We start from the raw sequence: 15,268 nt of genomic DNA, 5'->3' as shown, positions 1-15,268 counted from the left end.
GTGGGTATGGTTTTCCTGACCGGCCCGATGGGCTTTGAGCGACGTGACGAAAAATTGCTTTGTAAGGTCAGTAATTGTGACCTAATATCAGATCAAATCTGTGCAACACTGATCGCGGCAGGGAGGCCAAGAGATGACAACGCAGAAGATCACGCTCAACGACCGATATGATCTGGACAAAAGCCCGGTGCTCCTGAACGGCACGCAGGCCTTGGTACGGCTGATGTTGATGCAAAAGGCGCGCGATACCGCTGCGGGGCTGAACACCGCGGGCTACGTGACCGGCTACCGCGGCTCACCGCTGGGCGCGGTGGATATGCAGATGACGCGGGCGCTGAAACCGCTTGCAGAATATGACATTACCTTCCAACCCGGTCTGAACGAAGACCTTGCCGCAACCGCGCTCTGGGGATCGCAACAGGCAGAATTGCGGGGCGAGGGGACCCATGATGGCGTCTTTGGCCTCTGGTACGGCAAGGGGCCGGGCGTGGACAGGTCCGGCGATGCGTTCAAGCACGCGAATATGGCGGGCACGTCGAAACATGGCGGCGTCGTGGTGGCCATGGGGGACGATCACACTGGCGAAAGCTCGACCGTTTTGCACCAGTCTGAATGGGCGCTGATCGACGCCTATATGCCGGTTGTGTCGCCCGCCGGTGTGCAGGAGATCATGGATTATGGCCTCTATGCCTGGCAGCTCAGCCGCTTTTCCGGCCTTTGGGTCGGCCTCAAGACGATGAAAGACACGGTCGAGGCGACGTCCGTCGTGGATGGCAATCCGCACCGCTTGTCCTTTGTGCAGCCAGATTTTGACATGCCCGAGGGCGGGTTGAACATTCGGCTGGTGGATGACCCGACCGCGCAAGAGGCGCGGATGATCGACTATAAACGCTTCGCGGCAGAGGCGTTTTCCCACGTCAACAAGATGGACAAGCGTGTCTGGGGCAAACCCGGGGCCAAGATTGGCTTTGTCGCGGCGGGCAAGAACTGGCTGGACCTTGTCCATGCGCTGAGCCTGCTGAACATTGATGAGGCCGAAGCAGAACGGCTGGGCATCACGACCTATAAGGTCGGGCAGACCTTTCCGCTCGACATGCGCGGCTTTCACGATTGGGCCGAAGGGCTCGACCTGATTGTCGTCGTCGAGGAAAAGCGCAAGCTGATCGAGGTGCAGATCAAAGAGGCGATTTTTGACGACCGCCGGGGGCGCCGCGTCTATGGCTGGCGCAAAGGCGCGCAAGGCGAAGAACTGTTTCCGACACGTGGTGCGCTTGATCCGGTGCACATCGCGACCAAGCTGGGTGAAATCCTGATCGAAGAGGGCCGCGAGACGGACGGCATCACGGGCGGACTGGCAACGCTGGACGCAGCCCGCCGGTCCGACAACGCCGAAGAGATCGCGGCACGCATCCCCTATTTCTGCTCGGGCTGTCCGCACAACTCGTCCACCAAGGTGCCCGAGGGCAGCCGCGCCTATGCGGGCATCGGCTGTCACTACATGGTGCAATGGATGGACCGCGAAACCACCGGTTACACCCATATGGGTGCCGAAGGGGCCAACTGGATCGGCGAGGCGCCGTTTTCCAAGCGCGACCACGTGTTCCAGAACCTCGGCGACGGGACCTATAACCATTCGGGTGTTCAGGCCATCCGTGCCGCTTTGGCGGCGGGCACGAACATCACCTACAAGATCCTCTACAATGATGCCGTCGCCATGACGGGCGGGCAGGGAAATGACGGCGACCTCAGCCCCTACCGCATCGTCAACGAGGTGCGCGCCATGGGCTGCGACCACGTGGCCGTGGTCTATGACGACAAGGAAGACGTGGATTTTGACCGCTTCCCCAAGGATGTCGAGGTGCAGGAACGCGCCAACTTGCAGACCGTGCAGGAAAAATTCGCCAAAACGACAGGCGTGTCGGTTATCGTCTATATCCAGACCTGTGCAGCCGAAAAACGCCGCCGCCGCAAACGCGGCACGTTCCCAGACCCGGACCGCCGCGTGTTCATCAACACGGATGTCTGCGAGGGCTGCGGGGATTGCGGAGTGCAGTCGAACTGTATCTCCATCACGCCGGTGGAGACGGAACTTGGCCGCAAGCGGGCGATTGACCAGTCAAGCTGCAACAAGGATTTTTCCTGCCTCAAGGGGTTCTGCCCCAGCTTCGTGACCCTCGAAGGGGCGCAAGTAAAAAGGGCCGCAACCGCGACGCTCGACTTGCCGGACCTGCCGGAACCGGACCTGCCGCAGATCGACGGCACGTGGAACGTTGTGGTCACCGGAGTTGGCGGCACGGGTGTGGTTACCATCGGGGCCGTGATGGCACAGGCCGCGCATATCGACGGCAAGGGTGCCGGGCTGATGGAGATGGCGGGCCTCGCCCAAAAGGGCGGCGCGGTGCACATCCATTGCCGCCTTGCTGAAAGGCCCGAAGACATCAGCGCCATCCGCGTGGCCACCGGTGAGGCGGACGCGCTGATTGGCGGTGATCTGGTGGTCAGCGCGGGGTCCAAAACGCTGGGCCTGACCAGCACGGGCCGCACTGGCGCCGTGGTCAACAGCCACGAGATCATCACCGGTGATTTTACCCGCGACACGGAATTCAGCCTGCCCACGGACCGGCTTGCCCTCGCGCTTGAGGCGCGGATGCGCGAGCGGCTCGATATGTTCGACGCCTCGGACCTCGCGCGCGCGACCATGGGCGACAGCATCTTTTCCAACATGATGGTCTTTGGCGCGGCGTGGCAGCGCGGGCTGATGCCGCTGAGCCTTGAGGCGATCCGCGCGGCGATTGAGTTAAACGGCGCCGCGGTCGACAAGAACCTGCGGGCTTTTGACATTGGACGCTGGGCCGTGCTGCACCCCCAAGAGGCGGCCCAAATCGCGACTCCCAAAGTGGTTCAGATGCCCAAATCGCTTGAGGACAAGATAGCCTTCCGCGCCGATCACCTGAGCAAATACCAGTCCAAGCGCCTCGCCAAACGCTACCGCAAGATGGTGGACGCGATCGAGGATGCGGGCCTGCGCGAAGCGTTGGCCAAGGGGTATCACAAACTGCTGGCCTACAAGGACGAATACGAGGTGGCCCGCCTTCATCTGGACACCGAAGCCAAGGCGCGCGAGACGTTTGAGGGGGATTTTACGATGAAATTCCACCTCGCTCCGCCCATGCTGTCAAAAATGGGCCCGGACGGGCGTCCGTTGAAAAAGGAATACGGGCCCGGCATGATGCGTAACTTCCGCCTGCTGGCGCGGCTGAAATCGCTGCGCGGCACGCCGCTTGACCCCTTTGGCCGGACCGAGGAGCGCAGGATGGAGCGTGCGCTGATCAAGCAATACGAAGCCGACATGCGTACCGTTTTGCCAGCGCTGACACCGGACACACGCGACGCGATTGTTGCCTTGGCCGAATTGCCGCTGCACATCCGCGGGTTCGGCCCGGTCAAGGCCCAGAACGAAGCAAAGGCCGCCAAACGGCGCGAAGAGTTGCTGGCGGTTATTCGGGCCGGTGGACCGCATCAGGCACAGGCGGCTGAGTGATGGCGTCGCATATCCATTACAAAGGCTAGGCAGGATCGCGCCGGCGGCTTACATACGTGCGCAACCGCCGTCATGCTTTCGGGGACCCAATGCCAAACCGCAAACGCCAGATTGCCCGCGAAATCTCCTATGCCCATTCGGCAGAGACCAAGGGCGGGCGTGCCGTGATCCGCATTCTGGAGAACACCACAGGTCGCTTGCGCCTTATCAAGCGCGCCGAAGGCTACGAACATGAAGTGGCGGCGGGGCGGGACTTCTGGGCCGTCATGGTCGAACGCTATGGCCTCAGCCTTGATGTGATCGGCGGAAATCTTTCGAATATTCCTCAGGACAAGCCATTGATCCTGATTGCAAATCACCCCTACGGCATCCTTGATGGCCTGATGATGGGCCATATCCTGTCCACGGTGCGCGGCGATTTTCGCATCATGGCCAACTCGGTCTTCAAAAAGGCCGAAGAACTGAACCGTGTCCTGCTGCCGATCAGCTTTGACGACAATCGCGAGGCAATGGCGATGAACATCGCCACCCGCAAGGAGGCACTGCGTTATCTGGGCGCAGGCGGGGCCATTGGCATCTTTCCCGGTGGCACGGTCAGCACAGCGGCAAAACCGTTTTCCCGGCCAATGGATCCGGGTTGGCGAGGCTTTACGGCGCGTATGGTTGCGAAATCCGACGCGACCGTGGTGCCCTTGTATTTTGACGGGCACACGAGCCGTCTGTTCCAGATCGCAAGCCACCTGTCGAACACATTGCGACTTGGCCTGCTGATCAAGGAGTTCAAAAAACGCGTCGACACACCGGTGCGCGTTGTCGTGGGCGAACCGATTGGGCGGGATGTTCTGGACCCAATGGCGCGGGACCCCAAACAGATGATGGAGTTCTTGCGCAAAGCCACGTATGAGCTGAACCCGAACCCGGTGAAACTGTTTGATCTGGGCTACGAATTCGAAGAACGGCATCGCACGTAAGGCGCATCATGGCTGTTGGCATTTTTGATTCCGGTCTGGGCGGGTTGACCGTTCTGGACGCCGCGCAAAAGCGGTTGCCCGAAGTGGAGTTCATCTACCTCGCGGACAGTGCCAATGCGCCTTATGGCGTTCGGACGGCGGACAACATCTATGACCTGACCTGTGCGGCGGTTCAGCGGCTGTTCGATGCGGGCTGTGATCTGGTGATCCTTGCGTGCAACACCGCGTCGGCGGCCGCCCTGCGCCGGATGCAAGAGGGGTGGATTCCGTCCGACAAACGGGTGCTTGGCGTGTTTGTCCCACTGATCGAGGCGCTGACCGAACGGCAATGGGGCGACAATTCGCCCCCGCGTGAAGTGGCCACGAAACATGTTGCGCTCTTTGCAACTCCCGCAACCGTGGCGAGCCGCGCGTTCCAGCGCGAACTGGCCTTTCGCGCCATTGGCGTCGATGTGGAGGCGCAGGCCTGTGGCGGCGTGGTGGACGCGATCGAAGATGGCGACATGATCCTAGCCGACGCGCTGGTGCGGTCGCATGTGGACGCGCTCAAACGTAAGATGCCCGAGCCACAGGCCGCCATTTTGGGTTGCACGCATTACCCGCTGATGCAGGACGTTTTTCAGGATGCGCTTGGCGCGGATGTGAAAGTGTTTTCGCAAGCCGGGCTCGTCGGCGAAAGCCTTGCCGACTACCTCGACCGGCACCCGGACAAGATGGGCAGCGGTACAACCGCCTACCTGACCACGGGCGACCCGGCCAAAGTCAGCCAGCACGCCACGCAGTTCTTGCGACGACAGATCACGTTTTCTGCCGCCTGATCTGACACCTATTTCCGAGACGTAGACACATGACATATTCCATCGCCGTTCTTGGCGCCTCCGGCTATACCGGGGCAGAACTGATCCGATTGATCGCTGGGCATTCCTCAATTGAAATCAAGGCTTTGGGAGCCTTTTCCAAAGCGGGACAGACCTTGGCGCAGGTCTACCCACACCTGCGTCATCTGGATGTGCCCCCGATGGTGAGCTTTGACCAGATCGACTGGTCCGGCATTGATCTCGCGTTTTGTGCGCTGCCACACAAGACCAGCCAAGAGGTGATCTCGGGCTTGCCGCGTGATCTCCGGATCGTGGACCTGAGTGCGGATTTCCGGCTGGAGGACCCGGCGCAATATCAAAAGTGGTACGGCAATCCACACAGCGCGGTCGAGATGCAGAAAGAGGCAGTATACGGCCTGACTGAATTCTACCGCGAACAGATTGCGGCGGCCCGGCTGGTCGCCGGGACCGGTTGTAACGCGGCCACCGGTCAGTTTGCGCTGCGGCCCCTGATTGCGGCAGGTGTGATTGATCTCGACGAGATCATTCTGGACCTCAAGGCCGCCGTTTCAGGTGCGGGCCGGGCGCTCAAGGAAAACCTGCTCCATGCAGAGTTGAGCGAGGGCTATCATGCCTACGCGCTTGGCAGCACACACCGGCATCAGGGGGAATTCGATCAGGAGTTTTCCAAGGTCGCGGGACGGGACGTGCGCATCCAGTTTCAGCCGCACCTCGTCCCCGCTAATCGCGGAATCCTCGGCACCGCCTATGTCAAAGGGGATGCGCAGCAGATCCATGAGACGCTTGCGTCGGCTTATGCCGAAGAGGTGTTCATCGAAGTGCTGCCATTTGGCGAAGCGCCCAGCACGCGCCACACGCGCGGTTCGAACTTTTGCCATATCGGGGTCGCCGCAGACAGGTTACCGGGGCGGGCCATTGTCGTGGCATCGCTTGACAATCTGACAAAGGGTTCATCGGGCCAAGCGTTGCAAAACGCCAACCTGATGTTAGGTATTGAAGAGACCGAGGGGCTGATGATGGCCCCGCTGTTCCCATAGAGCGTTCATGAAAAGCCTGAAGAAACAGAGACGTATTCAGATCATCGCCTTGGCGGCTGTCGTGTTGGCGGCCTCCACCGCGCTGATCGGGTATGCCATGCGAGACGGTATCAATTTCTTTCGCGCGCCCAGCCAGATCATCGCGGAACCGCCCGGCCCGACTGAGGTGTTCCGCATCGGCGGTTTGGTGGCCGAGGGGTCGATTGTGCGCGGGCAGGGCGAATCGATCCGATTCGAAGTGACAGATGGCGGCGCCACGGTGCCCGTGGTCTACACTGGCGTTTTGCCCGACCTGTTTACTGAAAACGAGGGTATGGTCGGCACAGGTCGTTATGTGAACGGTGTCTTTGAAGCCACTGAAATCCTTGCGAAACACGACGAGACCTACATGCCGGCAGAGGTTGTGGACGCGCTCAAGGAACAGGGCGTCTACAAAGAACCCAAGAGCTAGCGCGCGCTCGGGTTAAGCGCCGTTAACCAACATTGCATCACCCTTGCCTCTGCGACCGAGGCGAAGGGGCCGATGATGCAATGCGTTGAAGAAATTGCGACCGAAATTGTGCGCCGCGAAGGCGGGTATGTGGACGATCCGGATGATCCGGGTGGGGCCACAAATTTCGGTGTCACCATACACACAATGCGTCGGCTGGGCCTTGATCTGGATCGGGACGGAGATGTTGACGCGGCAGACGTCAAGCGATTGTCCCGCGCGCAAGCCATCGACATCTTCATCAACCACTATTTTGAGCGTCCACGGATTGGTGAACTGCCGCAAGCGCTGCACGCGACGGTGTTTGACATGTATGTCAACGCAGGTGGCAACGCGATCAAGATCCTGCAACGCCTGCTGACCGAGATGGGGCACCCTTGTGTCGTGGATGGCGCACTGGGTCCGCAAAGCATCGGTGCTGCCCATGCTGCGTGGGACGCAGCACCGGGCCACATAGTGGATGCCTACGGCATTGCCCGGCGCAACTACTATTTCCGCATTGCGGACCGTCGTCCGGCGAGCCGCAAATACGCCCGCACACGGGCAGGCGGCAAGGGCGGCTGGATCAAAAGAGCCGAAGAGTTCATCGCGCCACGCTTTCATATGAGCGCGGCACAGTTTCAGGCGAGGATTGCGACATGGGGATGATCGAACGGGTGTTTGCGCTGCTCTTTGGCGGCAATCGCAATATGGTCAAGGACACCGTGGAAGTGTTCCGCGAGAATGCCGAGGCCGGGTCAGAGCGCAGCCACCACATCCAGAGCGAGGCCATGCGGGCCTATGCCCGCGAGTTCGAGGTTGCGCGCCAGGGGGGCTTTGACCGCTTCATGGACGGGGTGAACCGCTTGCCGCGTCCGGCGCTGGCGCTTGGGACGCTGGGTCTTTTTGTGTCGGCGATGGTTGAACCGCTGTGGTTTGCGGAGCGGATGCAGGGCATCGCGCTGGTGCCGGAGCCGCTGTGGTGGCTGCTGGGGGTCATCGTGTCGTTCTACTTTGGCGCGCGGCATCAGGTGAAATCGCAGCAGTTTCAACGCCAGATCGTGCAGACGATGGCACATGTGCCGCAGGTAATGGCCAACGTCTCTGCCTTGCGCGCGCTGCGCGCCGACAGCGCGGGGGTCGCGGACACGGGCACCGATGTGACACTGAGCGTCGCGGCGCTGGTGCCGGACGCAAACCCCGCACTGGACGAGTGGCGGCGCGCGGCCTGAGATGTCGGAGCCTCCGGCGGTGGTATTTTGGGTCAGAAGAAACATGTGACCCGTCACGACCACGTGACGGATTTGCCCTGCGACATATGTGCTGACCCATTGGCGCGGGGACGATGTCGGCATATAGTTTCCTCATGCTGACAGAGCTTGGACATTTTGCCCTCATTCTCGCCTTTGCGGTGGCCATTTTGCAAAGCACGCTGCCGCTGATTGGGGCATGGCGTCGCGACCCGGGATGGATGGCGATGGCCGAGCCTGCGGCAATCACGCAATTCCTGCTGATCGCCTTTTCCTTTGGCGCGTTGATGTGGGCCTTTGTCGTCTCGGATTTTTCACTGCAACTGGTTGTTCTGAACAGTCATTCGGCCAAGCCGTTGATTTACAAGATTTCCGGCACGTGGGGCAACCACGAGGGGTCGATGCTGCTGTGGGTGCTCATCGTGGCGTTGTTTGGCGCAATGGCCGCATGGTTCGGGGGCAACCTGCCGCCCACGATGCGGGCGCGGGTGCTGGCGGTGCAGGGGGCCATTGGCGTGGCTTTTCTGGCATTTATCCTGTTCACTTCCAATCCGTTTGTGCGCCTTGCTGTGCCGCCCTTTGATGGGCAGGACCTGAACCCGCTGTTGCAGGACCCCGGTTTGGCCTTTCATCCGCCATTTCTGTATTTGGGCTATGTGGGCCTGAGCATGGCGTTTTCCTTTGCCGTTGCGGCGCTGATCGAAGGGCGCGTGGACGCTGCTTGGGGCCGCTGGGTGCGGCCCTGGACACTGGCGGCGTGGGTGTTTTTGACCATCGGCATCGCGCTTGGGTCATGGTGGGCCTATTACGAGCTTGGCTGGGGCGGCTTTTGGTTCTGGGACCCGGTGGAAAACGCATCGTTCATGCCTTGGTTGCTGGCGGCGGCACTCTTGCATTCGGCCATCGTGGTGGAAAAACGCGAAGCGCTGAAAAGCTGGACCATCCTGCTGGCCATTCTTGCCTTTGGTTTCTCGCTGATCGGGACGTTCATTGTCCGTTCGGGCCTGCTGACATCTGTTCACGCCTTTGCCAATGATCCGGAACGGGGTGTGTTTATCCTGATGATCATGGGCTTTTTCATGGGGGGCGCGCTGATCCTGTTCGCCCTGCGCGCAGGCACGATGGAGGCCAAGGGCGTGTTTGGCGTTGTCAGCCGTGAAAGCGCGCTGTTGGCCAACAACCTGCTGCTCGCGGTGAGCTGCTTTGTGGTGTTTATCGGGACGATGTGGCCGCTGGTGGCCGAAATGTTTTTTGACCGCAAGCTGAGTGTAGGGCCACCGTTTTTCAACATGGCGTTCACGCCGTTCATGGTGGTGTTGGGTCTGATCTTGCCGATCGGCGCGATGATGCCATGGAAGCGGGCCAGCATCACCCGTGCCGCGCGGCCCTTGCGCTATGCGTTTGTGCTGGCGATCGCCTTTGGCGGGCTGGCATGGGCGATGAATACAGGGCGTAGCCTTATCGGCCCAATGGGCGCGTTTCTGGGGGCGTGGCTGGTGATGGGCGCTGCGATTGATCTGGCGTCACGCACCGGGCAAAATTTTAATCTGGCGCGTTTGTTCCGCCTGCCACGTGCGGATTGGGGCAAGGCAGTGGCCCATGCGGGCCTGGGTGTGACCATGCTGGGGGTCGCAGGCATCACCTCGTGGCAGTCCGAAGATATCCGCGTGGCGCAAATCGGTGAGCCGTTCGAGGTGAGCGGCTATACGCTGACCGTCGACGATGTGCGGCAGGTAGAGGGGCCGAATTATCTGTCCACCATGGGCTTTATCACCCTTGCGCAGGACGGGCGCGAGATTGGGCAACTGCGCCCCGAGAAACGCATATATCCAGTGGCACAGATGCCCACGACCGAGGCCGGGATCGACTATAACCTTGCGCGCGACGTCTATGTGGTGATCGGCGATCCGCAGGACAGCGGCGGTTGGGCGGTGCGCACTTATATAAAACCGCTGACCAACTGGATCTGGATTGGCTGCGCGCTGATGTCACTGGGGGGGTTCCTGTCGCTGAGCGACCGGCGCTTCCGGGTGGCGGCGGGCGCGCGCAAGTCACCGCAAGGGGTGCCCGCGGAATGATCCGGATTGCGGCAATTCTTTGGGTGGTGTTTGCGAGCGTCGCAGTTGCACTTGATCCGTCAGAGATGCTGGAGGATCCCACGCTGGAGGCCAAAGCGCGCGAGTTGGACCACGCATTGCGCTGTGTGGTGTGCCAATCCGAATCCGTCGCCTCTTCGAACGCCACGTGGGCGGTGGAAGCGCGGCAGGTGATCCGCGAACAGGTGGCCGCGGGCAAGACGCGCGACGAGGTCGTCGATTTCTTTGTCGAGCGGTATGGGGAGTTTGTTCTGATGACGCCGCGCACCTCTGGTGCCAATTGGCTGTTATGGGCGGCTGGCCCGCTCATGCTGCTGATGGCCATGGGCATTGGCGTGGTCTATCTGCGGGGCCGCAGTTCGGCACCGGCACCCACCGAAGCGGGGCTGAGTGCAGACGAATCCCGCCGGTTGCGCGAGATTATGGACGAGTGACCCCGCGTTTGGGCTTTTCTGAACCGAACGGTTTGGTATGCAGGGCCATGCACGCGTGGAGGCTGCCATGAATTATCAGACGATCACCTACGACCTTGCGGATGGTATCGCCACCGTCACACTGAACCGGCCTGACGTGATGAATGCGCTCAGCACTCAGATGCGGGCGGAGATCACCCATGCGGTGATCGCGGGCGGCAAGGCGGCGCGGGTTGTCGTGTTGACGGGCGCCGGGCGCGCATTCTGTTCCGGTCAGGATCTGGGCGACCGCGCCAACGCCGCTGATATCGATCTGGAACGGACGCTGCGCGACGAATACCAGCCGATGCTCGAAGCCACCATGCAGTGCCCCGTGCCCACCATCGCCGCCGTAAACGGCGCTGCCGCCGGGGCAGGGGCCAATCTGGCATTGGCCTGCGACGTGGTGATCGCATCCGAAAGTGCGTATTTCCTTCAGGCCTTTACACGGATCGGCCTGATCCCGGATGCAGGAGGCACATACGTGATGCCCCGGACCATGGGCATGGCCAAGGCGATGGGCGCGGCCTTGTTCGCGGACAAGATCAGCGCACGCCAAGCCGACGATTGGGGGATGATCTGGGAAGCTGTGCCGGATGCGGAATTTGCCGCGCACTGGATGGGCCGGGCCACACACCTTGCCACAGGACCCACGCAAGCCTTTGCTGCGGTCAAACGGGTGATCCGCGCCAGTTGGGACAATGACCTGAACACGCAACTGACGACCGAGGCAACCGAACAGGGCGCGTGCGGCAAGACCCGCGATTTCCGCGAAGGCGTGCTGTCCTTTGTCGAAAAGCGGAAACCGGGGTTCGAAGGGCGCTAAACGCGCCCCGCCGGATCAGATTTGGACAAACTGGATCGTTTCGGTCGAGAGACTGGCAAAGTCCGTGTTGATAAACCGTGCCACTACTTCGCCGTCGATGATCAGATTGCCGCCGTTGTCTTCTTCGCTGAATCCAACCGCGGTTGGCAGTGCGCCTTCGTAGAAGTACACAATCGCGTCTTCGGACGGAGTGAACCCGTCGATCAGCGGCAATGGCGGCTGGGCCGGATCGGCTTCGTCGGTCAATCCGTCGATCCAGTCGCCAAGATACAGCGTGTCGGATCCGGTGCCCGTGTCCACAACATCGTTGTTCCCGGCAAAGATCTCGTCATTGCCAGCGCCGCCACTCAGGTCATCTGCACCGCCTGTTTCGGCGTTGATGTCGACGAATGCCGCGATCTGGGCATCGGTGAGCGTTTGACCGCTCAGTTCGGCGGCAAGGGCCGCGTCAATCAGGCCCGCAGCATCAACAATATCGGTGCCGTCCAGCAGGTCGTCACCACCGTCGCCCAGCAGCGTGTCTTCGCCTTCACTGCCAAACAACAAATCGTCGTCTCTGCCGCCGCGGAGAAAGTCATTGCCAGCTTCGCCGACCAGAATGTCTTCGCCGCTTGATCCAAAGGCGCTGTCACTTCCGTCGCCGCCAAGGACGATATCGTCGCCCGCGCGGGCAAAAATCGTGTCGTTGCCCGACGTCGCTTGGATAATGTCGTTGCCTTCGGTTCCGGTATCGGTCTCATTTTCGCTTGTGACTGTTTTGGTGTCATCATCGTCGTCCACGAGGTTCACAACCAAAGCCACACCCAGCAGCCCGACCAGCATCAATCCCAGCATTTAACCATTCCCCACAGTATCCCTGCTCAGGCCTAGCAGGTGATGCGCTTTGGGGTCAAATGAACTTGGGCATTGTCCGCAATTGGCGAACAATGCCCGAGAATACTGTTTATTTGCGAGCTGTTAGCGCAGTTTAGCGGTTTTCGATATCCACATAGTCGCGCGCGGTTTCGCCCAAATACAACTGACGCGGGCGACCGATCTTGTTCTGTGGGTCGGCGATCATCTCTTTCCACTGGCTGATCCAACCCACCGTGCGGCTGAGCGCAAAGATGGGGGTGAACATCGACGTCGGGAAACCCATCGCTTCGAGGATCACACCGGAATAGAAGTCGACATTCGGGAACAGCTTTTTCTCCGCAAAATACGGATCGGCCAGTGCGGCGGCTTCCAGTTCCTTGGCCACGGCCAGAACGGGGTTGTTTTCCACGCCCAACAGTTCCAGCACCTCGTCAGCGGACTGTTTCATTACGGTCGCGCGCGGGTCAAAGTTCTTGTAGACGCGGTGGCCAAAGCCCATCAGACGGAACGGGTCGTTCTTGTCCTTGGCGCGCGCGATGAACTCGGGGATGCGGTCTGGCGAGCCGATTTCCTTGAGCATCTCGAGGCAGGCTTGGTTTGCGCCCCCATGCGCAGGCCCCCAGAGGCAGGCGATACCGGCGGCAATACAGGCAAAGGGGTTGGCCCCTGACGACGACGCCAGCCGCACAGTCGAGGTCGACGCGTTTTGTTCGTGATCCGCGTGCAGGGTAAAGATGCGGTCCATCGCCCGGCTCAGGATCGGGTTCACCTCGTAATCCTCTGCAGGCACGGCAAAGCACATGCGCAGGAAGTTCGACGCATAGTCCAGATCGTTGCGCGGATAAATGAACGGCTGCCCGATGGAAAACTTGTAGGCCCAGGCCGCGATGGTCGGCATCTTGGCAATCAGCCGGATCGAGGCGACCTCGCGCTGATGTTCGTCATGGATGTCGGTGCTGTCGTGGTAGAATGCGGACATCGCACCCACAACGCCAGTCATAATCGCCATCGGGTGCGCGTCACGGCGGAAACCACGGTAGAAATATTGCATCTGCTCGTGCAGCATCGTGTGGTTTGTCACAAGGCTTTCGAACTCTTCAAGCTGCTTGGCCGAAGGCAGTTCGCCATAAAGCAGCAGGTAACACACTTCGAGATAGTGCGATTTGCTGGCCAGTTGGTCGATCGGGTAGCCGCGGTGCAGCAGCACGCCTTCGGCACCATCGATAAACGTGATCGTGCTGTCGCAGCTTGCTGTAGACGTGAAACCGGGATCGTAGGTGAACACACCTGCCTGACCGTAGAGCTTGCGGATATCGACGACATCAGGGCCTGCCGTCGGCGAGTGGATCGGCAGGTCGTAGGTGTCATCACCAATTGTCAGGGTTGCGGATTTCGGTGCGTCAGCCATCAGGGTCGTTCCTTTCGTCGCAGGGCGAGTGAAACCCGCCGCAGGCCACAAGTCGTGGCCCCATCGTTAGACTGCGCACCATAAACGAAGTGTGAACCCGGTCAGGCGGCAGCATCCTCAAGCCTGGCAAGGGTTTCTTCGCGCCCCAGAACCAGCATCATGTCAAAGACAGAAGGCGTTACGGCCCGCCCCGCCAAAGCCGCCCGAAGGGGCCCCGCAAGCTTGCCGAATTTGGTGTCCTGTGCCGCAGCAAAATCGTTCAGGACCACCTCCAAAGCGTCACGGTCCCAAGTAACGGTTTGCAGGTGCGGCGTCAATTGGCCCAGTATACCACGGGATACCGGATCAAGCGCTTTTGCGGCTTTGTCATCCGGGGTTATCGGGCGTTCTGTGAGAACAAAGTGCGCTTTATCAAGGAGTTCGGGGAATGTCTTGGCGCGCTCTTTGACAAAGGGGAGTGCGGCATTCAGCCCCTCTGCCTGAGAAATTGTGATCGCTGGCAGGTCTGCTGCCGCGCAGAAGGCGATGATTTCCTGCTGCAATGCAGCATCGTCAGCCTGCGCCATGTGCAGGCCACACAGATTTTCCAGTTTCTTGACGTCGAAGCGTGCGGGGCTTTTCCCGATGCCATCCAAGTCAAACCACGCGCGCGCCTGAGCGTCAGTAAAGAATTCGTCGTCGCCATGGCTCCAGCCCAGCCGGGCAAGGTAGTTGCGCATTCCCGCCACCGGGTAGCCCATCACCCGATATTCCTGCGCACCCAATGCGCCGTGACGCTTGGACAATTTCTTGCCATCCGGTCCGTGGATCAGCGGGATATGCGCCCAAACCGGCACGTCCCATCCCATTGCATCATAGATCATCATCTGGCGTGCCGCGTTGTTGAGGTGGTCGTCGCCCCGGATCACGTGCGTCACACCCATGTCGTGGTCATCCACGACCACCGCCAGCATGTAGACCGGCGTGCCATCCGCCCGCAGCAGGACCATGTCGTCCAACTGATCGTTGCGAATGGTTACGTCGCCCTGCACCGCATCGCGGATCACGGTCTCACCTTCGCGCGGTGCCTTGATGCGCACGACAAAGGGCGCGTCGGGGTGGCTGGCCGGGTCCGCGTCGCGCCAGGGCGAACGGTACAGGGTCGACCGCCCCTCGGCCCGGGCGGCATCGCGAAAGGCTGCAATCTCGTCCTGTGTGGCAAAGCATTTGTAGGCTTTGCCTTCGGCCAGCAGTTGATTGGCGACTTCGGCGTGCCGGTCAGCCCGTTCGAACTGGCTGATCACGTCGCCATCGTGGTCCAGCCCCAGCCACGCCATCCCGTCTAGGATCGCCTGCGTTGCCTCGGGTGTGGAACGGGCACGGTCCGTGTCCTCGATCCGCAGCAGAAAGGTGCCGCCGCGGCCCCGCGCATAAAGCCAGTTGAACAACGCAGTGCGCGCACCACCAATGTGCAGGAACCCGGTGGGCGAGGGGGCAAAGCGGGTGACGACCGGACGGGGCTCGGACATGAGCGTTTACCTCTTG

Annotated in this window: 13 protein-coding genes; 10 read left to right on the top strand and 3 right to left on the bottom strand. The window is 60.8% G+C overall.

Annotation, left to right across the window (positions count from 1 at the left end; all coding sequences use genetic code 11):
* Positions 1-133 precede the first annotated feature (133 nt).
* The 10 genes from Q1A85_RS07755 (at position 134) to Q1A85_RS07710 (ending at position 11,481) form a co-directional block, all read left to right on the top strand.
* The gene (locus Q1A85_RS07755) at positions 134-3,541 is read left to right on the top strand and encodes an indolepyruvate ferredoxin oxidoreductase family protein (protein ID WP_299687018.1); all 3,408 of its coding nucleotides are present in this window, start codon (positions 134-136) and stop codon (positions 3,539-3,541) included.
* An 89-nt stretch (positions 3,542-3,630) separates the two neighbouring features.
* Positions 3,631-4,512 carry a lysophospholipid acyltransferase family protein gene (locus tag Q1A85_RS07750; protein WP_299687016.1) on the top strand — a complete coding sequence of 294 codons (882 nt, stop codon included), beginning with the start codon at positions 3,631-3,633 and terminating at the stop codon, positions 4,510-4,512.
* Positions 4,513-4,520: 8 nt separating this feature from the next.
* Positions 4,521-5,330, top strand: coding sequence for an aspartate/glutamate racemase family protein (locus Q1A85_RS07745; RefSeq protein ID WP_299687014.1), 810 nt, complete (start codon positions 4,521-4,523; stop codon positions 5,328-5,330).
* Between the two features lie 29 nt (positions 5,331-5,359).
* A complete protein-coding gene (gene argC, locus Q1A85_RS07740) occupies positions 5,360-6,388 on the top strand; it encodes an N-acetyl-gamma-glutamyl-phosphate reductase (RefSeq protein ID WP_299687012.1) in 1,029 nt (342 codons plus the stop codon).
* Positions 6,389-6,395: 7 nt separating this feature from the next.
* Positions 6,396-6,839, top strand: a complete 444-nt coding sequence (gene ccmE / locus Q1A85_RS07735) for a cytochrome c maturation protein CcmE (RefSeq protein WP_299687010.1) — start codon at positions 6,396-6,398, stop codon at positions 6,837-6,839.
* 75 nt (positions 6,840-6,914) lie between these two features.
* Positions 6,915-7,526, top strand: coding sequence for a holin-associated N-acetylmuramidase (locus tag Q1A85_RS07730; RefSeq protein WP_299687008.1), 612 nt, complete (start codon positions 6,915-6,917; stop codon positions 7,524-7,526).
* Positions 7,517-8,089 carry a holin family protein gene (locus Q1A85_RS07725; RefSeq protein ID WP_299687006.1) on the top strand — a complete coding sequence of 191 codons (573 nt, stop codon included), beginning with the start codon at positions 7,517-7,519 and terminating at the stop codon, positions 8,087-8,089. The genes Q1A85_RS07730 and Q1A85_RS07725 overlap by 10 nt, the downstream gene beginning before the upstream one ends.
* A gap of 134 nt (positions 8,090-8,223) precedes the next feature.
* On the top strand, positions 8,224-10,185 hold the full coding sequence (locus Q1A85_RS07720; RefSeq protein ID WP_299687004.1) for a heme lyase CcmF/NrfE family subunit: 1,962 nt from the start codon (positions 8,224-8,226) through the stop codon (positions 10,183-10,185).
* Positions 10,182-10,637, top strand: coding sequence for a cytochrome c-type biogenesis protein (locus Q1A85_RS07715; RefSeq protein WP_299687002.1), 456 nt, complete (start codon positions 10,182-10,184; stop codon positions 10,635-10,637). Before Q1A85_RS07720 ends, Q1A85_RS07715 begins: the two co-directional genes overlap by 4 nt.
* 67 nt (positions 10,638-10,704) lie before the next feature.
* Entirely contained in the window at positions 10,705-11,481 is a 777-nt protein-coding gene (locus tag Q1A85_RS07710) for an enoyl-CoA hydratase-related protein (protein ID WP_299687000.1), read from the top strand.
* Between the two features lie 15 nt (positions 11,482-11,496).
* Here the strand turns inward: Q1A85_RS07710 and Q1A85_RS07705 are convergent, their stop codons facing one another.
* The 3 genes from Q1A85_RS07705 to gltX form a co-directional block, all read right to left on the bottom strand.
* Positions 11,497-12,315 (bottom strand): hypothetical protein, encoded by an 819-nt coding sequence (locus Q1A85_RS07705; RefSeq protein WP_299686999.1) that lies wholly within the window; start codon positions 12,313-12,315, stop codon positions 11,497-11,499.
* Positions 12,316-12,448: 133 nt separating this feature from the next.
* The gene (gltA, locus tag Q1A85_RS07700) at positions 12,449-13,744 is read right to left on the bottom strand and encodes a citrate synthase (protein ID WP_299686998.1); all 1,296 of its coding nucleotides are present in this window, start codon (positions 13,742-13,744) and stop codon (positions 12,449-12,451) included.
* Positions 13,745-13,845: 101 nt separating this feature from the next.
* Positions 13,846-15,252, bottom strand: a complete 1,407-nt coding sequence (gene gltX, locus Q1A85_RS07695; RefSeq protein WP_299686995.1) for a glutamate--tRNA ligase — start codon at positions 15,250-15,252, stop codon at positions 13,846-13,848.
* Between the last annotated feature and the right edge of the window lie 16 nt (positions 15,253-15,268).

Source organism: uncultured Tateyamaria sp., from assembly GCF_947503385.1.
Lineage (GTDB): Bacteria > Pseudomonadota > Alphaproteobacteria > Rhodobacterales > Rhodobacteraceae > Tateyamaria.
This window is presented reverse-complemented; position numbering and strand designations above follow the sequence as displayed.